21 protein-coding genes are annotated in these 24,607 nt (G+C 72.8%); 9 read left to right on the plus strand and 12 right to left on the minus strand.

Annotated elements, in window-relative coordinates:
• Positions 1-14: 14 nt before the first annotated feature.
• The 3 genes from glk (at position 15) to lepB (ending at position 2,682) form a co-directional block, all read left to right on the plus strand.
• Positions 15-980, plus strand: coding sequence for a glucokinase (gene glk / locus ACWEVS_RS37490; protein WP_452555463.1), 966 nt, complete (start codon positions 15-17; stop codon positions 978-980).
• Positions 977-1,588, plus strand: coding sequence for a bifunctional 4-hydroxy-2-oxoglutarate aldolase/2-dehydro-3-deoxy-phosphogluconate aldolase (gene eda / locus ACWEVS_RS37495; RefSeq protein WP_452419352.1), 612 nt, complete (start codon positions 977-979; stop codon positions 1,586-1,588). The genes glk and eda overlap by 4 nt, the downstream gene beginning before the upstream one ends.
• 374 nt (positions 1,589-1,962) lie before the next feature.
• A complete protein-coding gene (lepB, locus tag ACWEVS_RS37500; RefSeq protein ID WP_449930950.1) occupies positions 1,963-2,682 on the plus strand; it encodes a signal peptidase I in 720 nt (239 codons plus the stop codon).
• Positions 2,683-2,686: 4 nt separating this feature from the next.
• Here the strand turns inward: lepB and ACWEVS_RS37505 are convergent, their stop codons facing one another.
• Together ACWEVS_RS37505 and ACWEVS_RS37510 are read right to left on the minus strand one after the other, a co-directional pair.
• Positions 2,687-3,355: a response regulator transcription factor gene (locus ACWEVS_RS37505; protein WP_354920606.1), complete on the minus strand. Its 669-nt coding sequence runs from the start codon at positions 3,353-3,355 to the stop codon at positions 2,687-2,689.
• Complete coding sequence (locus tag ACWEVS_RS37510) at positions 3,348-5,072, minus strand: ATP-binding protein (RefSeq protein WP_452555465.1); 1,725 nt, start codon at positions 5,070-5,072, stop codon at positions 3,348-3,350. Before ACWEVS_RS37510 ends, ACWEVS_RS37505 begins: the two co-directional genes overlap by 8 nt.
• A gap of 111 nt (positions 5,073-5,183) precedes the next feature.
• Between ACWEVS_RS37510 and ACWEVS_RS37515 the strand changes: the two genes are divergently transcribed.
• Positions 5,184-6,518 (plus strand): serine hydrolase, encoded by a 1,335-nt coding sequence (locus tag ACWEVS_RS37515; protein ID WP_452555467.1) that lies wholly within the window; start codon positions 5,184-5,186, stop codon positions 6,516-6,518.
• 85 nt (positions 6,519-6,603) lie between these two features.
• Here ACWEVS_RS37515 and ACWEVS_RS37520 read toward each other — a convergent pair whose 3' ends face one another.
• Positions 6,604-7,626, minus strand: a complete 1,023-nt coding sequence (locus ACWEVS_RS37520; RefSeq protein WP_452555469.1) for a hypothetical protein — start codon at positions 7,624-7,626, stop codon at positions 6,604-6,606.
• A gap of 115 nt (positions 7,627-7,741) precedes the next feature.
• Between ACWEVS_RS37520 and ACWEVS_RS37525 the strand changes: the two genes are divergently transcribed.
• Positions 7,742-8,245 (plus strand): winged helix-turn-helix transcriptional regulator, encoded by a 504-nt coding sequence (locus ACWEVS_RS37525; protein ID WP_449930864.1) that lies wholly within the window; start codon positions 7,742-7,744, stop codon positions 8,243-8,245.
• Positions 8,246-8,323: 78 nt separating this feature from the next.
• Positions 8,324-10,243 carry a protein kinase domain-containing protein gene (locus ACWEVS_RS37530; RefSeq protein WP_452555471.1) on the plus strand — a complete coding sequence of 640 codons (1,920 nt, stop codon included), beginning with the start codon at positions 8,324-8,326 and terminating at the stop codon, positions 10,241-10,243.
• Positions 10,244-10,370: 127 nt separating this feature from the next.
• Here the strand turns inward: ACWEVS_RS37530 and ACWEVS_RS37535 are convergent, their stop codons facing one another.
• Genes ACWEVS_RS37535 through ACWEVS_RS37545 form a run of 3 tightly spaced genes read right to left on the minus strand, consistent with a single transcriptional unit; the run spans position 10,371 to position 13,697 of the window.
• Positions 10,371-12,659 carry a bifunctional polysaccharide deacetylase/glycosyltransferase family 2 protein gene (locus ACWEVS_RS37535; RefSeq protein WP_452555473.1) on the minus strand — a complete coding sequence of 763 codons (2,289 nt, stop codon included), beginning with the start codon at positions 12,657-12,659 and terminating at the stop codon, positions 10,371-10,373.
• Complete coding sequence (locus ACWEVS_RS37540; RefSeq protein ID WP_452555475.1) at positions 12,656-13,195, minus strand: hypothetical protein; 540 nt, start codon at positions 13,193-13,195, stop codon at positions 12,656-12,658. Before ACWEVS_RS37540 ends, ACWEVS_RS37535 begins: the two co-directional genes overlap by 4 nt.
• A gap of 49 nt (positions 13,196-13,244) precedes the next feature.
• Positions 13,245-13,697 carry a MarR family winged helix-turn-helix transcriptional regulator gene (locus ACWEVS_RS37545; RefSeq protein WP_449930872.1) on the minus strand — a complete coding sequence of 151 codons (453 nt, stop codon included), beginning with the start codon at positions 13,695-13,697 and terminating at the stop codon, positions 13,245-13,247.
• Between the two features lie 54 nt (positions 13,698-13,751).
• Here ACWEVS_RS37545 and ACWEVS_RS37550 point away from each other — a divergent pair, with 54 nt between their 5' ends.
• Positions 13,752-14,141, plus strand: a complete 390-nt coding sequence (locus tag ACWEVS_RS37550) for a PPOX class F420-dependent oxidoreductase (protein ID WP_452555477.1) — start codon at positions 13,752-13,754, stop codon at positions 14,139-14,141.
• Here ACWEVS_RS37550 and ACWEVS_RS37555 read toward each other — a convergent pair.
• Genes ACWEVS_RS37555 through ACWEVS_RS37565 form a run of 3 tightly spaced genes read right to left on the minus strand, consistent with a single transcriptional unit; the run spans position 14,131 to position 17,604 of the window.
• Positions 14,131-15,006, minus strand: coding sequence for an adenosine kinase (locus ACWEVS_RS37555; RefSeq protein WP_452555479.1), 876 nt, complete (start codon positions 15,004-15,006; stop codon positions 14,131-14,133). The two genes, ACWEVS_RS37550 and ACWEVS_RS37555, sit on opposite strands and share 11 nt — an antisense overlap.
• Positions 15,007-15,062: 56 nt before the next feature.
• On the minus strand, positions 15,063-16,088 hold the full coding sequence (locus ACWEVS_RS37560) for a LacI family DNA-binding transcriptional regulator (RefSeq protein ID WP_354920639.1): 1,026 nt from the start codon (positions 16,086-16,088) through the stop codon (positions 15,063-15,065).
• A gap of 10 nt (positions 16,089-16,098) precedes the next feature.
• Positions 16,099-17,604, minus strand: coding sequence for a glycoside hydrolase family 13 protein (locus ACWEVS_RS37565; protein ID WP_452555481.1), 1,506 nt, complete (start codon positions 17,602-17,604; stop codon positions 16,099-16,101).
• 385 nt (positions 17,605-17,989) lie between these two features.
• Between ACWEVS_RS37565 and ACWEVS_RS37570 the strand changes: the two genes are divergently transcribed.
• On the plus strand, positions 17,990-19,273 hold the full coding sequence (locus ACWEVS_RS37570; protein ID WP_449930878.1) for an ABC transporter ATP-binding protein: 1,284 nt from the start codon (positions 17,990-17,992) through the stop codon (positions 19,271-19,273).
• 169 nt (positions 19,274-19,442) lie between these two features.
• Here the strand turns inward: ACWEVS_RS37570 and ACWEVS_RS37575 are convergent, their stop codons facing one another.
• Entirely contained in the window at positions 19,443-20,060 is a 618-nt protein-coding gene (locus ACWEVS_RS37575) for an ACT domain-containing protein (RefSeq protein ID WP_354920648.1), read from the minus strand.
• A gap of 188 nt (positions 20,061-20,248) precedes the next feature.
• On the opposite strand from ACWEVS_RS37575, the gene ACWEVS_RS37580 reads away from it, so the two are divergent.
• Positions 20,249-21,409 (plus strand): thiolase family protein, encoded by a 1,161-nt coding sequence (locus ACWEVS_RS37580; RefSeq protein WP_449930880.1) that lies wholly within the window; start codon positions 20,249-20,251, stop codon positions 21,407-21,409.
• A 100-nt stretch (positions 21,410-21,509) separates the two neighbouring features.
• Here the strand turns inward: ACWEVS_RS37580 and ACWEVS_RS37585 are convergent, their stop codons facing one another.
• Positions 21,510-22,751 (minus strand): hypothetical protein, encoded by a 1,242-nt coding sequence (locus ACWEVS_RS37585; protein WP_452555484.1) that lies wholly within the window; start codon positions 22,749-22,751, stop codon positions 21,510-21,512.
• Between the two features lie 56 nt (positions 22,752-22,807).
• Positions 22,808-24,595: a glycoside hydrolase family 13 protein gene (locus ACWEVS_RS37590; RefSeq protein WP_449930884.1), complete on the minus strand. Its 1,788-nt coding sequence runs from the start codon at positions 24,593-24,595 to the stop codon at positions 22,808-22,810.
• Positions 24,596-24,607 lie beyond the last annotated feature (12 nt).

Consider the following 24,607-nt stretch of genomic DNA (forward strand, 5'->3'; position numbering starts at 1 on the left):
CCCGGGAGCGCCGGGTGAGCACGTTCGAGCTGCCCTGGCTGGTCGCCGACATCGGCGGGACCAACGCCAGGTTCGGCCTGGTCACCGAGCACGGCGGCGCGCCCACCGAGGTCGCCGTGCTGGCCGGGGCCGACCATGCCACGCTTCCCGACGCCGTAGCCGCATACCTCGCCGACCACGCGGGCGGAGTGCGGCCGGGAGCCGCGTGCCTGGCGGTGGCGGGCCCGATCGACGGTGACACCTACCGCCTGACCAACCTGCCATGGGCGGGCTCGGTGCGCGACCTCGGCCTGCCGTACGCCACGCTGCTGAACGACTTCGAGGCGCTGGCGGTGTCGCTGCCGCATCTGGCCGGCGACGACCTGGCCTCGCTGGGCGTCCCGGCGCCGGCGGACGGCGTCAAGGCCGTCCTCGGCCCCGGCACCGGGCTCGGCGTGGCCGGGCTGGTGCCCGCCGATCGCGGCTGGGTGCCGGTCCCCGGCGAGGGCGGCCACGTCACCGTGCCCATCCTCGACGACCGCGAGCTGGAGATCGTCCGCGTGCTGCGCGCGAGCGGCATGGCGCACGTGGTGGCCGAGCACCTGCTGTCGGGCCCCGGCCTGACCCGCCTGCACGGCGCGCTCGCCGTGGTGAACGGCGTGCGGGCCCCCCGCCTGGGCGCCTCCGACATCGTCGCCCGCCTCGACGACTCGCTGTGCGCGGAGACCGTCGAGGTGTTCTGCGGGATGCTGGGCAGCTTCGCCGGAAACGTCGCTCTCACGCTCGGCGCGAGGGGCGGGGTCTACCTCGGCGGCGGCGTGCTGCCCCGTATCGTGGACAGGGTTCGCGCCAGCGACTTCCGCCGCCGGTTCGAGGCCACGCCGCACCTGGTCGACTACCTGTCCGCCATCGCCACCACCCTGATCGTCGCGCCGCAGCCGGCGCTCGTCGGCGCCGCCGCCTGGCTGGCGCAGCAATCGCTGAAGGAGCTCGTCCCATGAGTCTGCTCGACCTGGCCCCCGTGATCCCCGTCGTCGTCGTCGACGACGCGGAGACCGCCGTGCCGATGGCGCGTGCCCTGGTGGCGGGCGGGCTGCCGGTCATCGAGGTGACGCTGCGCACGGCCGCCGCCCTCGAGGCGATCGCGCGCATCGCGGCCGAGGTCCCCGACGCGGTGATCGGCGCCGGCACGGTCAGGACGCCCGCCGACGTCACGGCCTCGGTGGAGGCAGGCGCGAAGTTCCTGGTCTCGCCCGGCACGACGCCGGCGCTGGTGGACGCCCTCGGCGCCGCCGGGATACCCTTCCTGCCGGGCGCGGCGACCGCTTCGGAGGCGATGGCGCTGGCCGAGCGCGGGATCCGGGAGCTCAAGTTCTTCCCTGCCGAGGCCGCGGGCGGCCTGCCGTACCTGAAGTCGCTGGCCGGGCCGCTGCCCGACGTCAGGTTCTGCCCGACGGGCGGGATCAGGCCGCAGACCGCCCGCGACTACCTGGCGCTGCCGAACGTCGGCTGCGTCGGGGGCACCTGGCTCACCCCGGCCGACGCGCTGGCCGCCGGCGACTGGGGGCGCGTGGAGAAGCTCGCCGCCGAGGCGGCGGCGCTGCGCTGAACGGCGCGGCCGAGCGCGGACCCGTCAGCCTCCCAGCCGACGGCCACCGAGCCGACAACCGCAGAGCGGACAACCGCAGACTCGCCGGCGGGACAACCTCCCTCGCCCGCCGCGGCCATGGGTGAGCCGTGACCCGGCGCCGAGCTCATGGAACGGGCCCGTGGGGGCGAACCCGCGCCCACGGGCCTTTCCCATGCCTTTTCTCCGGTCCCTGAGCATTGGCTCATGATTCAGCGGCCTGTATGTCCGCTTGACGCGGGACGCGAGAGGATACGAATTGACTGTTGGGCGAGAGATCAGGAAGCTGAGCTGTCCCATCAGTGAGGATGGAGCCAGCAACCGCGGCGCCGAAGGCGCCTTTCGGGGGGGACGAGGTGGACGTGACGGCCAAAGACGCGCAACGCCGCGCCGATGACGGCAAGAGCAAGAAGAAGGGCTCCTCATGGAAGGAGTTGCCGATCCTCATCGTTGTGGCGCTCGGCCTCGCCTTGCTCATCAAGACCTTCATCGTGCAGCCGTTCTACATCCCCTCGGAGTCGATGGAGAACACCCTGCTGATCAACGACAGAGTGCTGGTGAACAAGCTCGTCTACCACACGCGCGAGATCGAACGCGGAGACGTCATCGTCTTCAACGGCGAGGACTCCTGGGATCCCGAGGTGGTGACCGAGGAGCCGAGCAACCCGGTGACCGGCGCGCTGCACTGGGTGGGCGAGCTGTTCGGGCTGGTGCCGGGCGAGAAGGACTACATCAAGCGCGTCATCGGCGTCGAGGGCGACACGGTCGAGTGCTGCGACTCCAAGGGACGCGTCACGGTCAACGGGGTGCCGCTCGACGAGTCGAGCTACCTGTATCCGGGTGACGCGCCGTCGGAGAAGGAGTTCAAGGTCACGGTGCCGGAGGGCAGGCTCTGGGTCATGGGCGACCACAGGTCCGTCTCCTACGACTCGCGGGGCCACATCGGCGACCCCGGCGGCGGCACGATCTCGGTGGACAACGTGCTGGGCAGAGCCTTCGTGATCATGTGGCCGGTGGCGCGGTGGAGCTCGCTCGACATCCCCGAGACCTTCTCCCAACCGGCGCTGAAGAAGTAGCAGGTCAGGGGCCGAGGTAGGCGAGAACGGCGGCGACACGGCGGTGGACGTCGGCGCTGTTCTCCAGCCCCAGCTTGGTGAAGATGGCGTTGACGTTCTTCTCCACCGACGAGATCGACAGGTGCAGTGCGCGCGCGATGCCGCCGTTCGACCGCCCGCGGGCCATCTCGCGCAGCACGTCGCGCTCGCGCGGCGTCAGCTCCTCCTGCCCCTGCCGCACGTCCCTGCGGGCCAGCAGCCCCTCCACCACCTTGGGGTCGATGACCGAGCCGCCCGCGGCCACGGCCCTGATCGCGCCGAGCAGCTCCTCCAGGTCGCCCACCCGGTCCTTCAGCAGGTAGGCGAACCCCTCGGTGCCGTGCTTGAACAGCTCGAAGGCGAACAGCGCGTCGGAGTACTGCGACAGCACCACCACGCCGAGGCCCGGGTGGTCGGCGTGGACACGGTGGGCGGCGTCGATGCCCTCCAGGCCCTCCCGCCAGTCGCCGCCCGGCATCCTGATGTCGGTCACGACCACGTCGGGGCCGAGCCGGCGGACCGCGTCGACCAGCTCGCCGGCGGTGCCGACGGCGCCCACGACGACGACCTCGCCCGACAGCTCCAGCAGCCGCCTGGTGCCCTCCCGCACCAGGTAGTGGTCGTCGGCCACGACTGTCCTGATCGGGTCAGCCATCGACCGGCACCCACGCCGCCATGCGCGTCCCCTTCCCCTTCTCGCTGGTGACCTCGAGCCTGCCGCCGAGGGCGTCGAGCCGGTCCGACAGGGTGGCCAGGCCCCTCCTGGCCGTCGCCTCCGGGTCGAAACCGCCGCCGTCGTCGGCGACGGTGGCGTGCAGGCGGCCGTCCTCGCGGGCCAGCCGCACCTCTATCCTCGTGGCACGGGCGTGCTTGAGCGCGTTGGCCACCGCCTCGCTGACGGTGAAGTACATCGCGCCCTCGACCTCGTCGGGGAAGCGGGCCGCGCGCATGCCCTCACCGGCGCTCACCTTGGTGGGCACGGGCAGCCTGGCGCAGCGCTCCTCGACGGCCTCGACGAGACCGCCCTGGCCGAGCGCGGACGGGTGGATGCCGGCGGCCAGCTCGCGCAGGTCGGCGAGCGTCTGGCGGGCCTGCTCGCGCAGCTCGGCGAGCAGCTGCGGACCGCCGCCGGTGGCCCTGGCCAGCTCCAGGCCCGCGATGAGGGCGACGAGCTGCTGCTGGACACCGTCGTGGATGTTGCGCTCGATGCGCCGCCGTTCGGCCTCCTGGGCGTTGACCAGGCGCGCGGCCAGCCGTTCGCTCTGGATGGCGAGGCCCGCCGGGACGGCGAGCGCCTCGACGAGGCGGCGGTCCTCCGCGGTGAGCCCGCCATGGTCGCGCGGGCCGCACTCCAGCTGCCCGAGCCCGCCCCTGACGGGGACGACCAGGGCCGCCGGGTCTTCCTCGTTCCCGGCCACGACGCGGGTGCCGTCGGCCAGCCGTACCGCCGCCCAGGTGGTGTTCAGCGCCGTGCGCACGGCCGCGGCCAGCCTGCCGAGCAGCTCCACCGGTTCGGGGCTGTCGTCGAGGGCGGAGCCGAGGCTGGACAGCACCTCGCCGACCGTGGGCCGCATGTCGAAGACCAGGAGCAGCCGGGAGCCGCGGATGCCGATCCTGATGTCGAGAAGCCGGTGCCGGGCGATGGCGACGGCCACCGCCGCGGGCAGCGAGCCGATGCCGACGGCCAGCCCTGCGACGCCCCATCCGATGTGCCCGCCGATCAGGAAGACGGTGAGCGCGACGAAGGCCGCCAGGTTGGCCGAGGCGCCGGCGACCATCCAGGCGTACTGCCCGCGTTCGGCCTGCCCGCTGCGCCGCCAGCGCACGACCAGCCCCACCAGCACGATCAGGGCGACCAGCCACGCGACCGACTGCCCGAGTGCCGTCATGGCCGCGGCGACAGGGGGCGGCGCGTCCTCCCGCCACGGCAGGGGGCCGAGGAGCGCGAGGCCGCCCGCGTGGACGGCGATCGCGGCGGCCCCCAGCCAGGCGACCGGCCGCCAGCGCCTGGACGGCGGCCGCCCCTCGGGGAACAGCAGCGGAATGAAGATCGAGTTGAGCCCGTAGTAGACGGCGAACAGCATCGCGCCTGGCACGGCGGCCCAGCCCATCGCGGGCGCCAGTCCGAACGCGGCGCCGGCGGCGAGGGCGCCGAGGCCCAGGCACACCGCCGTGGTCAGCAGCAGCCAGCCGTACGGGACGAGGGGCCGCCGGACGGCCAGCAGCCAGCCCAGCGCCGGGAAGGGCAGGGCGATGGCGATGAAGAGCCATTGGGAGAGCGGAACCGGCAACCCCGTCTCCACCAAGCTGCCCGTGATGATCCCCGCGGCCGCGATCGCCGCGAGGAGCCCGGCAGTCAGCCTCGAACGCATAGGCACCCATCGTCACCAGCCGGCCCGGCGGCGTCTATGAGGTTGTCCGCACACCTGATGGTGAGGCGGGCCTGGTGGGTTTCCACCGCCCCGATCGGTTGGCTGGACGGCATGAGAACCGTCGCCGTCGCACTGACCACCTCGTCACTCCTCCTGGCGGCGGGCGCCGCCACCGCCGTGCCGGCCGCCGCCGTCCCCGTGCGCGCCGCCGTGCCCGCTTCCGGGGCTGTGGCCGGGCTCGACGTCCCCATCCCCGACACCCCGGCGGGCAGGCAGCTGCGCTGGCTGCTCGCGGCCGTGCCGGACGCGCCGATCCCGGAAGACCAGCTCACCGAGCACTTCACCGAGGAGATGCTGCGCCTGCTGCCGCCCGCCCAGCTCAACGAGTACTTCGCCACCATCGGGGACCTGCGTCTGGACAGGATTCTCCAGGCCGAGCCGGCCGCGATCCTCGCGGAGGTGACGGCGGGAGGCAGGAAGCAGTGGATGGAGCTGTCGGTCGACGCGTCCGGCAGGATCGCCATGGCGCGCCTGATGAACCCCATCACGCCGAAACCGACCCCGGCGAGCTGGAAGGAGATCGACCGGCGCGCCCGCAAGGCGGCGGCCAGGATGGGGTTCATGGCCGCCGAGATCACCAGGGACGGCTCCTGCCGCCCGGTGCGCGGCCTCGCCCCCCGTACGGCCCGGCCGCTCGGCTCGATGTTCAAGCTGTACGTCCTGCAGGCCGTCGCCAGGAAGATCCCCGACTGGAACAGCACGCTCGTCATCCGGCCCGAGCTGAAGAGCCTGCCGAGCGGCGAGCTGCAGACCCGGCCGGACAACAGCGAGGTCTCGGTGCTGGAGGCGGCCAAGCTGATGATCGCCATCAGCGACAACACCGCCGCCGACCTGCTCATCCACCGGGTGGGCAGGAAGGCGGTCGAGACCACCCGGTCGCGCGACGTCCCCTTCCTCACCACGCGCGAGATGTTCGTGCTGAAGGGCGCCGACTATCCCGCCCATGCCAGGCGGTACCTGTCGCTCGGGACGAAGCAGCGCGAGAAGTACCTGGCCGAGGTGGTCGCCAAGGTGCCGCTCAGCGCCGTCAAGGCCTGGCTCCAGCCGCGCGAGCTGGACACCATCGAGTGGTTCGGCTCGCCCGCCGACGTCTGCGCCGCCCACGCCAGGCTGCGCGGGTTGAAGGACCGGCGGGTCGAGGAGGTCATGACCCAGAACGACGCCGGGCTCGGCCTCGACCCGAAGACGTGGCGGTCGGTGTGGTTCAAGGGTGGATCGGAGTCGGGACTCCTCGACCTCGGCTTCTCGGCCAGGACCAGGGACGGACGGACGTTCTTCGTCACGGCCATGGCCTCCGACCCCGCCGCGCCGCTCGACGAGGGCAACGTGGGGTCCGAGCTGGTCGCGCTGGCCAGGGGGGCGTTCACGCTCATGGAGAAGGGGTGACGGCCGCGTCGCTCCGGCTCACCTCGGTGAGCGGGAGGCCGTCCCCGGGGCGGCGGCGGTGTCCGGCGGTGTCCGGCGTACCCGATCAGATCTCGGCCGGCACGCAGAACGGGCGTGAGCGGCTCTGGTAGGACAGGGCGGCCACGACGAGGCCGATGCCGAGGCCGGCGAAGGCCAGACCGCCGAACAGCGTCATCCAGGTGATGCCCGCGACGCTGAAGGGCGGGGTGGCCCGCATCCCGGGCACGACGCCGGCCACGGCGAGCGCGGTGTAGGCCAGGAGCAGCACGCCGTACACCGTCAGGGTGCCGGCGGTCAGCCACGCGGGGATCAGCGGCAGCAGGCGCGGCACCCGCCGTCCGGCCAGCGGCAGCGTCCAGCGCGGGAACACCTGGCCCCACCGGTACATCAGGCCGGTCAGCAGCAGGACGCCGAGCAGCGCGGCCACCACGGTGAGGTCGACGCCCACCGACGCCAGAGCCGCCGCCAGGCCCTCGCCCTGCACCGCCATCAGCCGCTGCCAGGCCGCGCCGGACACGCCGAGCGCGTCGCCGCCCAGCAGCCAGATCGTCTTGACCCCCGCCCACGGCAGCAGCCCGCACGTCAGCGCGTAGACCGTCACGCGCGTCCGCGTGGACGCGCGTGTCGGCTCGGGGCGGGTCGGCCGCCCCTCGCCCGCGTGGCGGCCGCCGCACCTCGGGCAGCGCCCGCGCAGCCGCCTCGTGGCCGGCACCGCCGCCCCGAGCAGCAGGACGACGCCCACCGCGTGCAGCGCCACCTGCACCAGGCCGGGCACGCTGTCCACCCCGGCGAACGACATCAACGTGACGAAGATCATCGGCGCGCCCGCCGTGCCCGCCGCGAAGACGGCGACGGCCACCCACAGCGTCGCCGCCACCACCACGCCGCCGCGCCCGGCCACCCCCGCTATCCCGGCCACCCGTGCCACTCGTCCCGCCCAGGCCGCGGCGACGGCCAGACCCGCCGCCGCCAGCTGGAGCGCGGGCGAAGAGCTCAGCGGCCCCACCCACCCCACCGATGTTCCCGTCACGACCCAGCCCACCTGGACGGCCGCGTACACGCAGGCCCACACCATCAACACGTTCATGCGCCCAGGGTGTCGAGGGAGAGGCCCGCCCCGCCTCCCTCCCCAGAGGCGGCGCGCTCCCCCTGCGGAGGGAAAGCCAGGTCGGTCCGGATATCCAACGCAGTAGGCTGAGGTCATGGCCGAAGCCCGCCCCTGCTCGATCGCGGACGCACTCGCCGTCGTGGGCGAGAAGTACTCCCTGCTGGTGCTGCGAGAGGTGTTCTTCGGGGTGCGCCGCTTCGAGGCGATGGTGCGCAACATCGGGGCGCCCCGCGACATCCTGGCGGCCAGGCTGCGCAGGCTGGTCGAGGCCGGCGTGCTGGAGAAGGTCGCCTACAGCCGGCGGCCGCTCAGGCACGAGTACCGGCCCACGGCCGCGGGCCTCGAACTGCAGGGCGTGCTGCACCTGCTGCGCCAGTGGGGCGACAGGCACCTCACCGGCACGCCGCCGGTGGTCTTCGACCACGCGTGCGGCGCGCCGCTCGAGGCGGTGGTGACGTGCGCGTCCTGCGGCCAGGCGGTCGAGCCCGGGTCGCAGACCGCGCACTTCCAGGTGGAGGGCTGGGGGATGGGCGGCCGGCGGCCCGCCGACGAGACGGCTGAGGCGCAGTCGAGCCCCTCGCAGGCCGTTCTCGGTTAGAGTTCCGGGTGAATACGGTCATGCCGGGCGAAGGACGGTCGGTTGGGACGGGAGCACGAAGGCGAGGGGGCAGCGACGGTGGGATCGCCGCTGACCTCTGACGACCCGGTCTCGATCGGGCCCTACCGGCTCGAGAGCCGCCTGGGCTCGGGCGGCATGGGCACGGTCTACTTCGCGCAGGCGCCCGACGGGGCCAAGGTCGCGGTCAAGGCGATCAGGCGCGACTTCGCCGCCGACCCCGTCTACCGGGCGCGCTTCCACGAAGAGGTGTCCAACGCCAGGCGCGTGGCCTCCTTCTGCACGGCGCGCGTGCTCGACCACGGCGACGACGACGGGCTGCTCTATCTCGTCACCGAGTACATCGACGGCGTCTCGCTGGAGGACCATCTCATCCAGCACGGGGCGCTGTCGCCGTCGGTGCTGCACTCGGCGGCGGTCGGCGTCGCCGCGGCGCTCACCGCGATCCACGCCGCCGGTCTCGTCCACCGCGATCTCAAGCCCGCCAACGTGATGCTGACGCTCGCCGGTCCCCGGGTGATCGACTTCGGTCTGGCGCGTTCCACCCAGATGGGTTCCCGGCACACCAACGTCGGCCTGGTCATGGGCACACCCGGGTGGATCGCCCCCGAGCAGGTCTTCGAGGGCCGCACCAGCCCGGCGGCCGACGTGTTCGCCTGGGGCTCGCTGATCGCCTACGCGGGTCTGGGCGGGCACCCGTTCGGCTCGGGCGACGCCTACGTGATGGCGGCGCGTGCCCGCACCGCTCCCCCCGACCTGCGGGGGCTGCCCGCGCCGCTCGACCGGCTGGTGGCCGCCGCCATCCACCCCGATCCGGCGCGCCGTCCGCAGGCCAGGGACCTGCTGCTGGAGCTGGTGGGGGCGCCCGACGTGGCGGGGGCGCAACTGGCCGCCACCCGGCACCTGACGAACTCGTGGAACCCGGCCGATGTCGGCGTGCACCAGCCGCCGCCCGGCTGGGCGCCCCCGCCCGGGGCGGGCGTGCCACCGGGCGGCAGGTCTCCGCAAGGCCCGCACGCCCGCGCTCCGCACCCGGCCGGTCCGGAACGGCAGCCGCGGCCGCCCGCGCCGCAGGGCGACGATCCGCGGCTCCGTCCGCCGGGGCCGCCCGTCGACGACCGGCGACCCGGAGCACCGGTGCCGCCCGGTCCGCCTGGTCCGTCCGGGCCACCTCTCGATGACCGCCGGCCCGGGCCGCCCGGGCCACCTGGGCCGCCCGTCGATGACCGCCGGTCCGGGCCACCTGGTCCGCCCGGGCCGCCTGGGCCACCTGTCGATGACCGCCGGTCCGGGCCGCCCGTCGACCATCGGCGAGCCGGGTCGCCGGTGCCGCCGGTGCCGCCGGCGGAGACGACCATCCCGCCGACGCGGCGCGGCCCGATCCCGCACGGCGCCAATCCCGCCGAGACGACCGGGCCCGGCTCCCTGGCGGCCTACCACGGCACGGGACAGGGGCCGCGCCCGCCGTACCACACGACGGGGCAGGGGCCGCTGCCGCGCCCGCAGGCGCGCAGGGGCGGAGTGCTCACCGGTTGCCTGGTGGCGGCGGCCGTCGTCGTGGGGCTGGCGCTGCTGCTGATCGCGCTCATCGCGTGGATCTTCAAGCCGCCCGCCATCGGGGCGGAGGGGCCGGTGCAGGACGGCAAGCTGCGCTTCACCGTGGCCGGCCACACGTGCGCGAAGGCGGCCAGGTCGGCGGCGGTTCGGCGGTGCAAGGTCACGCTGAAGGTGAGCAACATCGGCCAGGAGGGCCGGGTGCTCTACCCCGGCCAGCAGAAGCTGCTCGACGACGACGCCGTCTCGCACGGCGCGACCACGCTGCTGGACAAGGCGGGCGAGCAGATCCAGCCGATCAGGATCGGGCCTGGCGAGTCGTTCACCGGCGGGCTGGTGTTCGAGCTGCCGAAGGCGGCCGACCCGGCCGAGGTCGAGCTGCACGACTCGGGGCTGAGCCGCGGCGTCAGAGTGCCGCTCGACTGACCTGCGGCGTCAAACTGCCGCTCAGCCGAGCCGCGCGACAGCTCAAGGCGGAGCAGGGGCGCCCCCGGTGAGCCGCGCGACGGCTCAAGGCGGGGCCGGGGTGCCGCTCGGCCGGGGCGCCGGTCAGTCAGCCGGCCTGTTGCGGAAGCGTCTCGCCGAAGGTGCCCTGCCGGCGCACCGTGTGCCAGCGCAGCCGTACCCCGAGGATCGCGGTGGCCACCGACTGGATCACCACGAGGTACATCAGCTGCCGGTAGACGAACTGCTGCAGGGGCAGCACCCACAGGGCGGAGGCCCGCTCGCCGTCCAGCCGCAACGCGTACCAGCCGGTGAGCGCCTGCACGACGACGAACGCGGCCCACACCGCGACGACGGGCAGCGGATCGCCGACGGCGGTGTTGTAGAGGGCCATGAGGTCGACGACCGGCGCCAGCAACGGGAGCACCACCTGGAACAGGGTCAGGTAGCCCAGGCAGCGGCGCCCGAACGGGCCTGGTTCGATCACCGCGCGCCGGTGTTTCCACATCGCCTGGAGGGTGCCGTAGCACCACCGGTAGCGCTGCTTCCAGAGCTGGCCCAGCGAGGTCGGCGCCTCGGTCCATGCCAGCGCCTTCTCCTCGTAGACCACCCGCCAGCCCGCCCTGCACAGCGCCATCGTCAGGTCGGTGTCCTCGGCGAGGGTGTCGACGCTGACGCCGCCGAGCGCGACCAGGGCGGACCGGCGGAAGGCCCCGATCGCGCCGGGCACCGTCGCCATGCAGTCGAGCAGCTCGAAGGCGCGTCGGTCGAGGTTGAAGCCGATGACGTACTCGATGTGCTGCCAGCGCCCGATCATGCCCCGCCGGTTGCCGACCTTGGTGTTGCCGCTGACGGCGCCGACCTCGGGATCGGCGAGCTGGCGCACCAGATGGCCGATGGTGTCGGGCTCGAAGACCGTGTCACCGTCGACCATGACCAGCACCTCGTGGGCGGCGTGCGCGATGCCGGTGTTGAGCGCGGCGGGCTTGCCGCCGTTGGACTGGCGCAGCACCCTGACGTTGGGCAGGCCGAGCGACATGGCCAGGTCGGCGGTGGCGTCGGTGGAGCCGTCGTCGACCACGATCACCTCGAGCGGACCCTCGTAGGAGGTGCGGACGAGCGACATGATGGTCGCCCTGATGCCGGCCTCCTCGTTGTAGGCGGGCACGATCACGGTCACCGGCGGCGGCGTGTCCCAGCGCGCCCGGCCTCTGCGGCGCCTGCCGCCCCGGTTGCGGCGCGCGTGCACCCAGGCCAGCACCGCGAAGAGGAGGAGCCTGGCCAGGGTGAGCACGCCTGCCGCGACCAGGACCCACGCCAGCGCGCCGGTGAAGGCGCCGGAGGCGCGCTGCGCCAGGGCGAGCGCCCAGCCGGTGAAGCGCTCGACCGGTCCGGCCGGTTGGTGCGCGGACGGCATGCCGAGGGCGGCGGTCACGGTGACCGCTCGGTATCCCCGGCGGTCGAGCTCCTTCAGCGCCGTCTCCAGGCCCTGGACCGTCCGGCTCCGGTCACCGCCGGAGTCGTGCATCATGACGATCGCGCCGCGTCCTCTGGCGGGCAGCGCGCTCTTGGCGATGCTGTCCGCCGTCACCCGGCTCCAGTCCTTGGTGTCCAGGTCGGTCAGCGCGATCAGGTAGCCCTCGGCGGCGACGGCGCGCAGGCTCCGCCACTGCGGCAGGGTGACGGCGGCGGGGGTCGACGAGTACGGCGGGCGGGCCAGCGTGGTGTGCTGCCCCGTCGCCCCGGCCAGCGCCTTCTGCGTCAGGGACAGTTCGAGCCGCAGCCGCCATTCCGGCACGTTCGTCAGGTCGGCGTGGGCGTAGGTGTGGTTGCCGATCTCGTGTCCCTCGGCGACGATCCGCCGCGCCAGCTCCGGGTACTGGGCGACCTTCGAGCCGACGGTGAAGAAGGTCGCCTTGGCGCCGTGCCGGCGCAGCACGTCGAGCACGAGCGGCGTCCACCGGGGATCGGGTCCGTCGTCGAAGGTCAGCGCCACCTTCCTGGCGGCCGGCGCGGCGCTGGCGACCGTTCCGGCCGTGAGGTTGAGCACGGGTCCGCCCCCGCGCAGCTTGTCGAGCTCCGGGGTGGACTCGTCGGTCGCCGGCGCGGGCGCCTGGGTCTCCCCCGCGACGTTGGTCACGTAGCCGTTCAGCGCCAGCGCGCAGGCGAGCAGCAGCATGCCGACGGCCAGCAGGAACCAGTGGCCGCGTGGGTCGGCCGCCTTCGTCCGCGGGAGCGGCGCGGTGATCGGACCGGCAGCGGGCGGCTGCGGCACGGCGGGCGGCCGGTGTCCGTCGAGCGACTGCCAGGCGGCGAGCGGCCGGCGTTCGGCGGGCGGCCGCCCCTGGGCGGGCGGGTGGCCGTCGGCGGGCGGGTTCCGGTCGGTGGGAAGCGTCATCCCTTCGGCCCCTTCGGCCTGTCGGGGTCGTGGCCCGGCGGCGTCTTGCCGTCCAGACCCGGCGGCAGCTCGCCGGTCGGCTCGGCGGTGGCGGGAGGGTCGGTGACCGGGTCCGGCTCGGCGCTCGGGGCCCGGGTGGGCGCCTCGGGGGTTTCGGCGCTGTCCGCGGGTGGAATCGCCCGGGCGCTCGGCGTGGCGCGGGGTGCGCGTGACGGCGGGGCCTGCCGCGTGGCGCTGGAGGCGGGTGTGGGCCTGAACACGGGCGGGGTGCGTGACGCGGTCGGCGTTGCCGACGGCGACGCGCTCCTGGACCGCGTGGGCGAAGCCGTGCCCTTCGCCGGTGAGCCGTCACCCGGCCAGCCGCTCACCGACAGCGTCGTGCCGGTGAACATGCCGCCGAGGACGACGGCGAGCAGCACGAACGCCAGCGTGCTCGCGGCGATGGACCCTGCCATGACCAGCCGCCTGCGGCGGCCGCTCTGGTCGACGAACACGGCCTGCGGCGGGGAGTCGGGACGACGGCGCTGAGAGGACACGCCGAGCGATCGTAGCGACCTTGCATCACAGGGAGGAAATCGTGCGACGTCATTGCGGATCTGACGGGGCGTCGGGCCGCGACAGCGCCTGCCCGAAGCGGGCGAGCAGGTCGCGGAGCTGGTCGCGCTCCCGCGGCGTGAAGGCGTCGGCGATCTTCCGCTCGATCGCCACGGCGGCGGCGTCCGCCGTCTCGAGCGCGCGCCTGCCCTCCTCGGTGAGGTGGGTCTCGAGCATCTGCCGGTGCCAGGGGTGCGGGCGGCGCTCGACGAGCCCGCGCTCCATGAGGTTCCTGACCACGACGCTGGAGGCCTGCGGGGTCACCAGGCACTGCCTGGCCAGGGCCGCGTTGGAGATGCCCGGCGCGTCGGCCAGCACGAGCAGGGCCGCGTACTGCGGCACCGTCAGGCCGGCCTGCTTCACGGCGGCGTGCTTGGCCGCCATCAGCAGGTGCTCGGCCCGCTTCACGTCGAGACCGAGTCGCTCCTCCGCGGGCATGCGCATGGCCAAACTATACAAGCATGGACATCTATCAAAGCTTTGATAGTGTGCCGGGCCATGAGCGTTATTCCAGACAGCCATCTCGATCTGCTGACCCGGCCGCTGTTCGCCCACCTGGCGACGTTGATGCCGGACGGGACACCCCAGGTGACGCCGGTGTGGACGATCTGGGACGGGGAGTTCCTCCGCTTCACCACCACCACGGACCGGCGCAAGGGCAGGAACGCGGCCGAGCGCCCCTCTGTCGCCCTGTCGATCAACGACCCCGACGCGCCGTACCGCTACCTGGAGGTGCGCGGCGTGGTGGAGCGCATCGACCCCGATCCGGAAGGGGTGTTCTTCGACGTGCTGGCCAGGCGCTACGGGCTGGACTACGAGGCGCCCGTGGGCGACGCCGAGCGGCGGGTCGTGCTGGTCGTGCGGCCCACCAGATGCACTAGGCAGTAGCCGCGCGGGCCAGCAGCGCGGCCTCGGTGATCGGGTCCTCGTGCGTGCCCTCGGAGACGCACGCGTGGGCGCCCGCGATGGTACCCAGGCGCGCGCACGTGGCCACCGGCTCGCCGCGCAGCAGGCCGTACAGGAAGCCGGAGACGAACGCGTCGCCCGCGCCGTTGGAGTCGGCGATCGGCGCGGGCAGGGGCACGGCGGGCAAGGCCGTCACCTCGCCGTCGCCGCTCAGCACGAGGCAGCCCCGCGCGCCGTCGGTGCAGACGACGGTGTGGGCGCGGCCGTGCCGCCTGATGTGGCGCATGGTCGCGGGCGGGTCGGCCAGCGCGGTGGCCGACAGGAAGACCAGGTCGGAGCGGTAGGCGAAGTCCTTGTGGTAGTCGGAGACACCGTCCCAGTCGTGCAGGTCGGTGGAGGTGGGCACGTCGGGGAAGTCGGCGTAGACGTGGCGGGAGAAGTCGGTGATCGAGACGTGCACGTGGCGGGCCGGGCGCAGGTACAGCTCGCGCGGCAGCCGCTCGCCCGGCACCCCGCGCGGATCGAACAGCGAGGTCCTGCGGCCGTCCGGGCCGACGAGCAGGATGCTGCGCCTGGTGCCCGCGGCCGACGGCGCCCACGCGAAGTCGACGCCCCTGGCAGCCAGGTGCTCCCTGATCAGCCTGCCCTGGGGGTCGTCGCCGATCAGGTCGGCGAACCTGGTCCGCAGTCCCAGCGCGGCGCAGCCGAGCGCGACGCCCGAGCCGGTGTTGCCGATGCGGTCGACGACCGGCGGCACCGCGTAGGTGTCGGCGTACGGCAGGGGCAGCTCGGGCACGTAGGCGGTGGTGTCGACCCCCGCGCCGCCGATGACCAGCACGTCGTACATCTCGCACCCCTCCAGGGACTGGCCGGCCTCGCCTCAGGGCCGGCCGATGACGAGGATCAGCGGTTGACGAGCGGCCCCGAGCCCGTCGAGCCGCGCACCACCAGCTCGGGCTGGAAGATCAGCTCGAGGTGCCGCCCAGGGGTCCCGTTGACCTCTTCCAGCAGCGTCTGCACCGCCGCCGAGGCCATCGCCCCGATCGGCTTGCGGACGGTGGTCAGCGGCGGGTCGGTGAAGGCGATCAGCGGCGAGTCGTCGAAGCCGACCACGGAGACCTCGCCCGGCACCGACCTGCCCCGCTCCCGGCAGGCCCTGATCGCGCCCAGCGCCATCAGGTCGCTGGCGCACACGATGCCGGTGCAGCCCTTGGCCAGCAGCTGGGCCGCGGCGGCCTGCCCGCCCTCGACCGAGAACAGCGAGTGGGCGATCAGGTCGTCGACGTCGTCGGCGCCCAGCAGCTGCGCCATCGCCTGCCGGTAGCCCTCGATCTTCCTGATCACCGGGACGAACCTGCGCGGCCCCAGCGCCAGGCCGATGCGCTCGTGGCCGAGGTCGACCAGGTGCTGGACGGCCAGGCGCGAGGCCAGCCGGTCGTCGGGCGAGATGAAGGGCGCGTCGATGTTCTCGTTGTAGCCGTCGACCAGCACGATCGGCAGCCCGCGGTCGGTCAGCCTGGTGTAGCGGTCCATGCGGGCGGTGGTGTCGGCGTGCAACCCCGAGACGAAGACGATGCCGCTGACCCCTCTGTCGACCAGCAGCTCGGTGAACTCGTCCTCGGGCGCGCCGCCGGGCAGCTGGGTGCACAGCACGGGCGTGTAGCCGTGGTGGGTGAGCGCCTTCTCGATGGCTTGCGCGAAAGCCGGGAAGATCGGGTTGTCCAGCTCGGGCGTGACCAGCCCGATGAGCCCGTTGCTGCGCTGGCGCAGCCGCGGCGGGCGCTCGTACCCCATGAGGTCGAGCGCGGTCATGACGGCCTGGCGGGTCGCCGAGGAGACGCCTGGCTTGCCGTTGAGCACCCGGCTGACCGTGGCTTCGCTCACCCCTGCCTGGGCGGCGATGTCGGCGAGACGGGCGTGACCGTTCATGATGGACACTTTACGCAACCTTTGCCCGCCACCACGTGGTGGAATCGGGAGCCAGACGTCCCTGCCCGAGGGGGCCACTGGACAGGATCGGCGTGCCGTCGACCGGGTATCCGATCTCCTGTCCGGTCAGGTTGACCGTGCAGACGAAGCCGTCGTCCCGGCTGAAGACGAGCGTGCCGGCGGGCGAGTCGTGCCAGCGCAGCTCCCCCGCCACGGTACGGCGCAGCCGCAGCGCCTGCCGGTACAGCGACAGCATCGAGCCGGGATCGTCGGCCTGGGCCTCGACCGACATGTGCGCCCAGTCGGCGGGGATCGGCAGCCACGGGTCGCGCCAGCCGTACCCGTCGGCGGCGGTCCACGGCAGCGGCACCCGGCAGCCGTCGCGGCCGCTGTCGGGGTCGCGCAGCCGCTGGGGGTCCAGGCACACCTCGGGGGGCAGGTCGAGCACCTCGGGCAGGCCGAGCTCCTCGCCGTTGTAGACGTAGGCCGAGCCGGGCAGCGCGAGCATGAGGAGCGCGGCGGCGCGCGCCCTGCCGAGGCCGCCGAAGCGGGTGACGTGCCGCTTGACGTCGTGGTTGGACAGCACCCACGTGGACGGGGCGCCGACGGAGTCGGCGGTCTGCAGCGACTCGGTGATGACCTCGCGCAGCGCGTCGGCGTCCCACCGGGCGTTGAGGTAGTGGAAGTTGAAGGCCTGGTGCAGCTCGTCCTCGCGGACATAGCGGGCGAGCCTGGCCGGCGTGGGCGCCCACGCCTCGGCCACGCCGATGCGCTCGCCGGGGTAGGAGTCGAGGATCCTGCGCCAGGCGCGGTGGATGTCGTGCACGGCGTCGTTGTCGAAGTACGGCACGACGTCGTTGCCGATGAGGCGGACCTGGTCGGCGTGGCCGATGTCGGGCAGCCCCTCGGGCTTGACCATGCCGTGGGCGACGTCGACGCGGAAGCCGTCGACGCCCAGGTCGAGCCAGAAGCGCAGGATCGACTCGAACTCCGCGCGGACCTCGGGGTGGTCCCAGTTGAGGTCCGGCTGCGAGGAGTCGAACAGGTGCAGGTACCACTGGCCGTCCTCGACCTGGGTCCACGCGGGGCCGCCGAAGATCGACTCCCAGTCGTTGGGCTGGTCGCGGAAGATGTAGCGGTCGCGGTTGACGCCGCGCAGCGCCTCCTGGAACCAGGGGTGGGCGGAGGAGGTGTGGTTGGGCACGATGTCGACGATCACCCTGATGCCCAGGCCGTGCGCCTCGTCGATGAGCGCCTTGGCGTCGGCCAGCGTGCCGAACAGCGGGTCGACGTCGCGGTAGTCGGCCACGTCGTAGCCGAAGTCGGCCATCGGCGACGAGTAGAAGGGCGTCAGCCAGACGGCGTCGACGCCGAGGTCGGCGAGGTAGCCGAGGCGGTCGCGCACGCCCATCAGGTCGCCGACGCCGTCACCGTCGCCGTCGGCGAAGCTGCGCACGTACACCTGGTAGATCACCGCGTCCCGCCACCAGCGGGCCGGTGCCGACGAGTGGGTCATGTGATGTCCCCCGCGAACCGACAACAAGCAGGTCCCGCCAACGCGACGGGACCACTTCATATGAAAGGGCTTGCCGCAAGTTTACGCAAGCCTTTCCAAAGTGGGATTTTTCGCAATAAGTCGAGGCAGGGGATGGTTGCCGGCGTACCGAAGCCGACCGGATACGTGGGCGGGAGCGGGGATTCGGGCGCTTCGCGGGCCGCCGTCTTGAATCAGCCACGCACGGTTACAGATTTTTCATGTCAAGTCTGGACACCGGGGTGAACACGCGATGTACTACCTCATCAATCAGCCCCGTCACAGGTGACGTCTCATGCCCGCCAAGCAGCGATGACTCCCTCGCGCTCGGGAGTCTGATGCGCGTCGACGAGGGTGGAGCAGACCCATGAGCACGGTCGTCCTGGACAAGGTAACCAAGGTCTACCCCGGGGGATACCTGGCGGTCGACCGGCTGAGCCTGCGCGCCGCCGACGGGGAGTTCCTCGTCCTGCTCGGACCGTCGGGATGCGGCAAGTCGACGCTGCTGCGGATGATCGCCGGGCTGGAAGAGGTCACCTCCGGCGACCTGTGGCTCGACGGCAAGCTCGCCAACCACGTGGCCCCGCGCGACCGCGACGTCGCGATGGTCTTCCAGAACGGCGCCCTCTACCCGCACCGCACGGTGCGCGGCAACATGGCCTTCCCCCTGGAGATCGCCAAGGCCGACCCCGCCGTGGTCAGGGAACGCGTGACCGAGCTGTCCAAGGCGTTACACATCGACGAGACCCTCGACCGCAGGCCCGGCACCCTGTCGGGCGGCCAACGCCAGCGCGTGGCCATGGGCCGCGCCATCGTCCGCCAGCCGAAGATCTTCCTGATGGACGAGCCGCTGTCCAACCTCGACGCCGGCATGCGCACCGAGCTGCGCATGGAGATCTCCTCCCTGGTCCGCTCGCTCGGCGTCACCACCGTCTACGTCACCCACGACCAGGTCGAGGCGCTCACGCTGGCCGACCGCATCGCCATCATGAACAGGGGCGTGCTGCAGGACGTCGGAACCCCCGCCCAGATCTACAACGACCCGGCGACCGCCTTCGTGGCGGCCTTCCTGAGCTCCCAGCAGCTCAACCTGCTGGCCGCGACCGTGCGGACGCCGCAGAACCAGTACGTGCTGCTCGACTTCGGCCCCCACCAGCTGGTGATCCCGTGGAGCGACCCCCGGGCGTACGCCATCTCCCAGCACACCGGCGGCCAGATCATCGTGGGGCTGCGCCCCGACGGGCTCGCGCCGGTCCCGGAGTCGTACGAGGGGCCGAGCTTCTACGGCAGGGTCAGGGCGCTGGAGTACCACGGCCACGAGTGGCTGGCCTACGTCGAGTGCGGGGTGCCGGGGGTGGCCGTCCCGGAGCCGCCCGATCCCCGGCGCAACGCCAACGGCCGCGACCAGGGGGGCGGCGGGCTGCGCGGGATGATGCGGCGGCTCCTCGGGCCGGTCGAGGAGGACCACGCCGACCAGGAACAGGTCGGCCACACCATGCGCGACGGCAGCCACCGCAGGGCGGACCTGATCGTCCGGCTGGGCGTGCGGCCGGCGTGGCGGACCGGGGACGCCGCCAAGATCGGCGTGGATGTCAGCCGCCTGATGCTGTTCACGATGGACGGCGCGCGGATCGACCCGCCGCGCCGCTGACTCCCCGCGACGGGATGACGGGACGTTCGACGGGGCCACGCTGAGACCGGACAGTCGATAGGGACGCGTGAGACGGGCCACGCTGAGACGGGACGCGCGAGACGGGACGGTCGATGGGGCCCGCGCGGGTGGTGGCCGCTGCCCTGGGACCCGCGCGGGCGGCTGACGGTCAGTCGGCGACCGGCTCGAAGCGGGTGGCCATGCGGGAGACGATCTCGACGATGCGGGCCGCGCGCTCCAGCTCGGCCCGGTGGAAGGGCGGGCCCTCGGCGCGGGCGACGATGACGTGCACGGCCGGGCTGGTCACGGGGAGCACCATCAGGCGGTGTTCGCCGGCCTCGTGGGACAGCGCCCTGGGCGGCAGCTCGAGCAGCTGGAAGGTGGGTGGGGCGGCGGGGCTGGCGTGCCGTACGACGCCCTCGCCCAGGGCGAGCGCCCACTCTCCCCCGCACAGCGAGGGCAGCGCGTCGACCAGTGTGGCGAGGCCGCGTGCGGGGTCGGCGGCGACGTGCAGGAGGAGATCGTAGTCGGGCGCGGAGCCTGGGACCTCACGGGTGGGCCAGACGCCTTCGACCTTGACGCCCGGGACGGCCGACAGCCTGTCGCGGACCGAGGCGGGAGTGGTGGCGCCCGGCCACGAGATGACGAAGTCGTCCACGGCCCTGCCCGCCTCGCGTTCGAGCACGGTGACCTGCAAGATGTCGGCCCCGAGCACACCCAGCACCCGGGCGACCTGACCCAGACCGCCGGGGCGGTCCGGCAACGAGACCCTGAGTCTCAGCAACATCGCATCTCCCCCTTCCGAAGGCTCCAAACAGTGCCGCAGGGAGATTTCGCGCGCGTTTCCGGGCTATGTCCAGAATGATGCCCGATAGGGCATTTGTCGATGACCCCTACCCCCCACCCGTAGCGCGTTGGAAAACCGGACGTTGTAGCGTGAAGACAGTCCAGTTTTCCAATGAACCAGGAGGCGCGATGCGCGACGCCGTGATCGTGCAGGCCGTACGAACCCCCATCGGCAAGGGCAAGCCCAGCGGCGCGCTGGCCCAGGTCCACCCGGTGGAACTGCTCGCGCACACGCTGCGCGCGCTGATCGAGCGCAGCGGCGTGGACCCCGCGCTCGTGGACGACGTGATCGGCGGCTGCGTCGACCAGGTCGGCGAGCAGGCGATGAACACCACCCGTTACGCGTGGCTGTCGGCGGGCTTCCCCGACGAGGTGCCGGCCGTGACCGTGGACCGGCAGTGCGGCTCCTCCCAGCAGGCGGTGCACTTCGCGGCCCAGGGCGTCATGTCGGGCGCCTACGACCTGGTCGTGGCCTGCGGGGTCGAGTCGATGAGCAGGGTGCCCATGTGGTCGAACGTGCCGCCCGGCGCCGACCCCTTCGGTCCCGGCGTCGCCGCCCGCTTCCCCGAGGGCCTGGTCCCGCAGGGAGTCAGCGCGGAGCTGATCGCCGCCAAGTGGAGCCTGAGCCGTGAGGAGATGGACGCCTTCGCGATGGGCTCGCACCGCAAGGCGGCCGCCGCCGACTTCTCCGCCGAGCTCGCCCCGATCGCCGGGCTCGACAGGGACGAGTCCGTACGGCCCGGCACGACGATGGAGGTGCTCGCGGGGCTGAAGCCCGCCTTCGCCGACCCCGGCTACGCCGAGCGCTTCCCGCAGATCGACTGGTCGGTCACGGCGGGCAACGCGAGCCCCACCAACGACGGCGCCGCGGCCGTGCTGATCGCCGGCGCCGACACGGCGGCCAGGCTCGGCCTGCGCCCGCTGGCCAGGCTGCACTCCTTCGCCGTGACGGGCTCCGACCCGCTGCTCATGCTGACGGGCGTCATCCCCGCCACGGAGAAGGTACTGAGGAAGGCGGGGCTGAGCCTGGCCGACATCGACCTGTTCGAGGTCAACGAGGCTTTCGCCAGCGTGGTGCTGGCCTGGCTGCGGGAGACCGGGGCCGACCCGGCGAAGGTCAACGTCAACGGCGGCGCCGTCGCGCTCGGCCATCCGCTCGGCGCCAGCGGCGTCCGCATCATGACCACCCTGGTCAACGCCATGCGGCAGCGGGGTGCCCGCTACGCGCTGCAGACGATGTGCGAGGCGGGCGGCCTGGCCAACGCGACCGTGCTGGAGCGGATCCCGTAAGGCGCCACCGTGCCGGGGCCCAGCTCGTCGGGGCTCAGCTCGTCGGGGCCCAGCTCGTCAGGGCCCCGGTCACCGGCGCCGTGGTCGAGGCCGCTCCCGCTCAGTGCTGGTAGGCCCCTGCGTCGCGCGCGGCGCCGAGGGGCTTACCCGTGAAGTCCTTGGTGACGGCCGAGCCGCCGAACCACACGGGGCTCAGCACGGCGCCGCGCCCCAGCGCCGGCGAGCCGGGCCGCAGGCGCAGGTCGGTCCTGGAGACGAAGCGCGGGTCGGCGATCACCGATCCGGGACCGAGCGTGAAGCGCTTCTTGCGGCCCATGTAGACGCTGCCGGCCTCGTCGGCGCCCTTGCCGTCCTCCCAGCCCATCTCGCCGCCGACCGCGATCACGTTGTTGCGCAGCTTGAGGATGTCGGGAGCGCACCCGTCGTGGCAGGACCAGCCGATGGTCTTGGCGGCGGGCAGGTACACCGAGTTGTGCACGGCGACTGTCCCCTTCACCGGCCCGACGACGTGCCGGGGCCCGCGGGTGACGAGGAACGAGGCGAGCTTGCGGCCGGAGGTCACGACGTTGAAGGCGAAGACGTTGCCGGTCGCCGTCTTGCCCTTCTGCGCGCCCAGTTCGGTGAAGGTGACGTTGTCGTGGGAGCGGTTGTGCGTGATCCTGTTGCGGTCGCCGTTGAAGATCTCGACGGCCGCGCCGTCGAAACCGTAGTCCTTGCTGGTGGCGAAGCTGCCGGTGATCGTGTTGCCGGTGACGAGGTTGTCGTCGCCGTTGAGCAGGACGCCGAAGGCACCGGAGTCGTTGTCGCCGCCGTCGTCGTTGACGCTCATCCGGTTGTTGCCGGTCAGCGTGCTGTTCCTGATGGTGTTGCGGCTGCCGTCGGTGCCGACGTGGACGCCGGCGATGTTGCCGTCGGCCGTCACGCCGGTCAGCTCGTTGCCGTCACCGCTGATCTCGAAGCCCGACCACTGGCAGTTGCTCGCCCTGATGCCCGAGACGCGCCAGTGGTTGCCGGTGATCACGACGCAGGGCTGGTCCTGGCCGCTCAGCTTGGGCGCGGCGCCCGTGCCGTACGGCTGGACCACGATCGGCCTGGCGGCACTGCCCTTGGCGGCGAGGGTCAGCGTCTCGCTCCAGCTGCTGCCACGCTTGAGGTTGACCGTGTCGCCGGGCCGCAGCGTGGCGGCGTTGACCGTCGCCAGGCTCTTCCACGCGGTGGCGGCGCTGGTGCCGGCCGCCGCGTCGTCGCCCGCCTTGGAGTCGACGTAGTACGTCGTCCCCGCCACGTTGCTCTCCAGATGGCCGGCGGGCAACAGCAGAACGGCCACGACCAGCGACTTCATCGGCGCACCACTCATCTAGTTGAAGAACGAATCGTCAGGTGCATACCGTAGCGTGATCAGCCGCGTGCGGCGAGACGCCAAACCTTGAACGACGGCCCTTCTCCCGGTAGGACCGGCGAGTCAAGATCGTCGGCGTCGTGGACGCCGGTCAGCGTGCCGTCCAGGGGCAGCGCCAGCGGCTCGCCCGGCGCCCTGCGCGCGCACACCAGCAGCGACTCGCTCGCGCTCTCCCGCAGGAACACCAGGCAGTCGGCCGAGGCGTGCACCCAGCGCAGGCCGCCCCTGCGCAGCGCCGGCTCGGCCCTGCGCAGGCCCAGCAGCCGCCGGTAGGCGGCGTGGGTCTCCTCGTCGCGGTCCTCGGGCCGGTTCCACGGCATCGGGGTGCGGGAGTACTCGCCGTTGTCGCCGGTCAGCCCGAACTCGCTGCCGGCGAACACCATCGGCGTGCCGGGCAGCGTGGCCTGCAGGCCGAGCGCGACCAGGTGCCGCTCGCGCGAGCCGGTGACGGTGCGGATGCGCGGCGAGTCGTGGGAGTCGAGCAGCTGCCAGGAGTGGACCAGCGAGCGCCACGACATGTGCGCGGCGAACTCCTTGAAGGTGGCGACCGTGGCGGCGCCGTCGCGGGAGGGCACGCCGCCCGGCACGCCGAGGAAGTGGGCGAGCTCGAGCGACTCGCCGCGCAGCCACGCCCACACGGGCCGGGTGAAGCCGCCGTAGTTCATGGTGCCGTGCCAGCCGCCGGCGTCGAGGTCGGCGGAGGCGTCGTGGTTGTGCTCGGCGATGAAGGCGGCGCCCCGCGGCCTGAGCAGCCTGGCCACCTCGTGGTTGTGGTCGTCGCCGCCGCGCCTGCCGGTCATGTTGGCCACGTCGACGCGCCAGCCGTCCAGCCGGCCGAGCCACCTGGTGATGGCCTCCCCCATCCTGGCGCGGACCAGCGGGCTGCCCCAGTTGAGCTTGGGCAGCGTCTTCACGCCCCACCACGACTCGTAGTCGCCGGTGTCGTCGTCGAAGTAGTACATCTCCCGCTCCGGCGCGTGGACGTCGGAGACGGCGGCGGTGAACCACTCGTGCGAGTCGCCGGTGTGGTTGGTGGTGATGTCACCGAGCAGCCGCATCCCGCGCGCGTGCACCGCCGCCGACAGCCGCTCCAGCGCCTCGTCACCGCCCAGCAGCGGGTCGACGGCGTCGAACCGGGCGGCGTCGTAGCGGTGGTTGGACCGGCCGGGGAAGATCGGCGTCAGGTAGACGGTGTCGGCGCCGAGCTCCTGGATGTGGTCGAGATGCTCGACGATGCCGTCGAGGTCGCCGCCGTAGAACTGCTCGGGCGTGCCCGGCCCCTCGCCGATGACCTCGTCGGTGTCCCACTCGGCGGGCAGCGCCCACGCGGGCGGCTCGCCGCCGGCGCCCGAGCGGGCGAACCGGTCGGGGAAGATCTGGTAGACGATCGCGTCGGCCATCCAGTCCGGCGGCGGCTCGTGGGCGACGAGCCGGAAGTCGGTGGCGTCGGTCACGTCGTGCCCGACCAGGCCCCGGGCGGTCAGCCATTGCTGCCCGCCCGGCGTCAGCAGCAGGAAACGGTACGGCACGACCGGGTTGACCGCCGTGACCGTCGCCTTCCACCAGGTGTCGGCGGCGCCGTACCCGCCCGCGCCCCGCCTCGACGGGTCCTGCGCGGCCGGCATGTAGCGCGGCTCGCCGTCGTGGACGGCGCGCACATGGACCGCGTCCAGCGCGAAGGCGGGCGGGACGCGCAGCCACACGGTCACCTCCTCCCCCAGCGCGGGAGCGGGGGTGGAGATGTAGAGGGACGAGCCGTCGTGGTGCGGCTGGTCGAGGTGGTGCACGTGCCGTCTGCC

The sequence above is a fragment of the Nonomuraea sp. NPDC003754 genome (assembly GCF_053605785.1).

What these genes read in the sequence shown, in the direction of transcription:
- eda (WP_452419352.1), top strand. Translation starts at nt 977, where the DNA reads ATGAGTCTGCTCGACCTGGCCCCCGTGATCCCCGTCGTCGTCGTCGAC.
- ACWEVS_RS37505 (WP_354920606.1), bottom strand. Translation starts at nt 3,355, where the DNA reads ATGGCTGACCCGATCAGGACAGTCGTGGCCGACGACCACTACCTGGTG.
- ACWEVS_RS37510 (WP_452555465.1), bottom strand. Translation starts at nt 5,072, where the DNA reads ATGCGTTCGAGGCTGACTGCCGGGCTCCTCGCGGCGATCGCGGCCGCG.
- ACWEVS_RS37515 (WP_452555467.1), top strand. Translation starts at nt 5,184, where the DNA reads ATGAGAACCGTCGCCGTCGCACTGACCACCTCGTCACTCCTCCTGGCG.
- ACWEVS_RS37520 (WP_452555469.1), bottom strand. Translation starts at nt 7,626, where the DNA reads ATGAACGTGTTGATGGTGTGGGCCTGCGTGTACGCGGCCGTCCAGGTG.
- ACWEVS_RS37525 (WP_449930864.1), top strand. Translation starts at nt 7,742, where the DNA reads ATGGCCGAAGCCCGCCCCTGCTCGATCGCGGACGCACTCGCCGTCGTG.
- ACWEVS_RS37535 (WP_452555473.1), bottom strand. Translation starts at nt 12,659, where the DNA reads ATGACGCTTCCCACCGACCGGAACCCGCCCGCCGACGGCCACCCGCCC.
- ACWEVS_RS37545 (WP_449930872.1), bottom strand. Translation starts at nt 13,697, where the DNA reads ATGCGCATGCCCGCGGAGGAGCGACTCGGTCTCGACGTGAAGCGGGCC.
- ACWEVS_RS37550 (WP_452555477.1), top strand. Translation starts at nt 13,752, where the DNA reads ATGAGCGTTATTCCAGACAGCCATCTCGATCTGCTGACCCGGCCGCTG.
- ACWEVS_RS37555 (WP_452555479.1), bottom strand. Translation starts at nt 15,006, where the DNA reads ATGTACGACGTGCTGGTCATCGGCGGCGCGGGGGTCGACACCACCGCC.
- ACWEVS_RS37560 (WP_354920639.1), bottom strand. Translation starts at nt 16,088, where the DNA reads ATGAACGGTCACGCCCGTCTCGCCGACATCGCCGCCCAGGCAGGGGTG.
- ACWEVS_RS37565 (WP_452555481.1), bottom strand. Translation starts at nt 17,604, where the DNA reads ATGACCCACTCGTCGGCACCGGCCCGCTGGTGGCGGGACGCGGTGATC.
- ACWEVS_RS37570 (WP_449930878.1), top strand. Translation starts at nt 17,990, where the DNA reads ATGAGCACGGTCGTCCTGGACAAGGTAACCAAGGTCTACCCCGGGGGA.
- ACWEVS_RS37575 (WP_354920648.1), bottom strand. Translation starts at nt 20,060, where the DNA reads ATGTTGCTGAGACTCAGGGTCTCGTTGCCGGACCGCCCCGGCGGTCTG.
- ACWEVS_RS37580 (WP_449930880.1), top strand. Translation starts at nt 20,249, where the DNA reads ATGCGCGACGCCGTGATCGTGCAGGCCGTACGAACCCCCATCGGCAAG.
- ACWEVS_RS37585 (WP_452555484.1), bottom strand. Translation starts at nt 22,751, where the DNA reads ATGAAGTCGCTGGTCGTGGCCGTTCTGCTGTTGCCCGCCGGCCATCTG.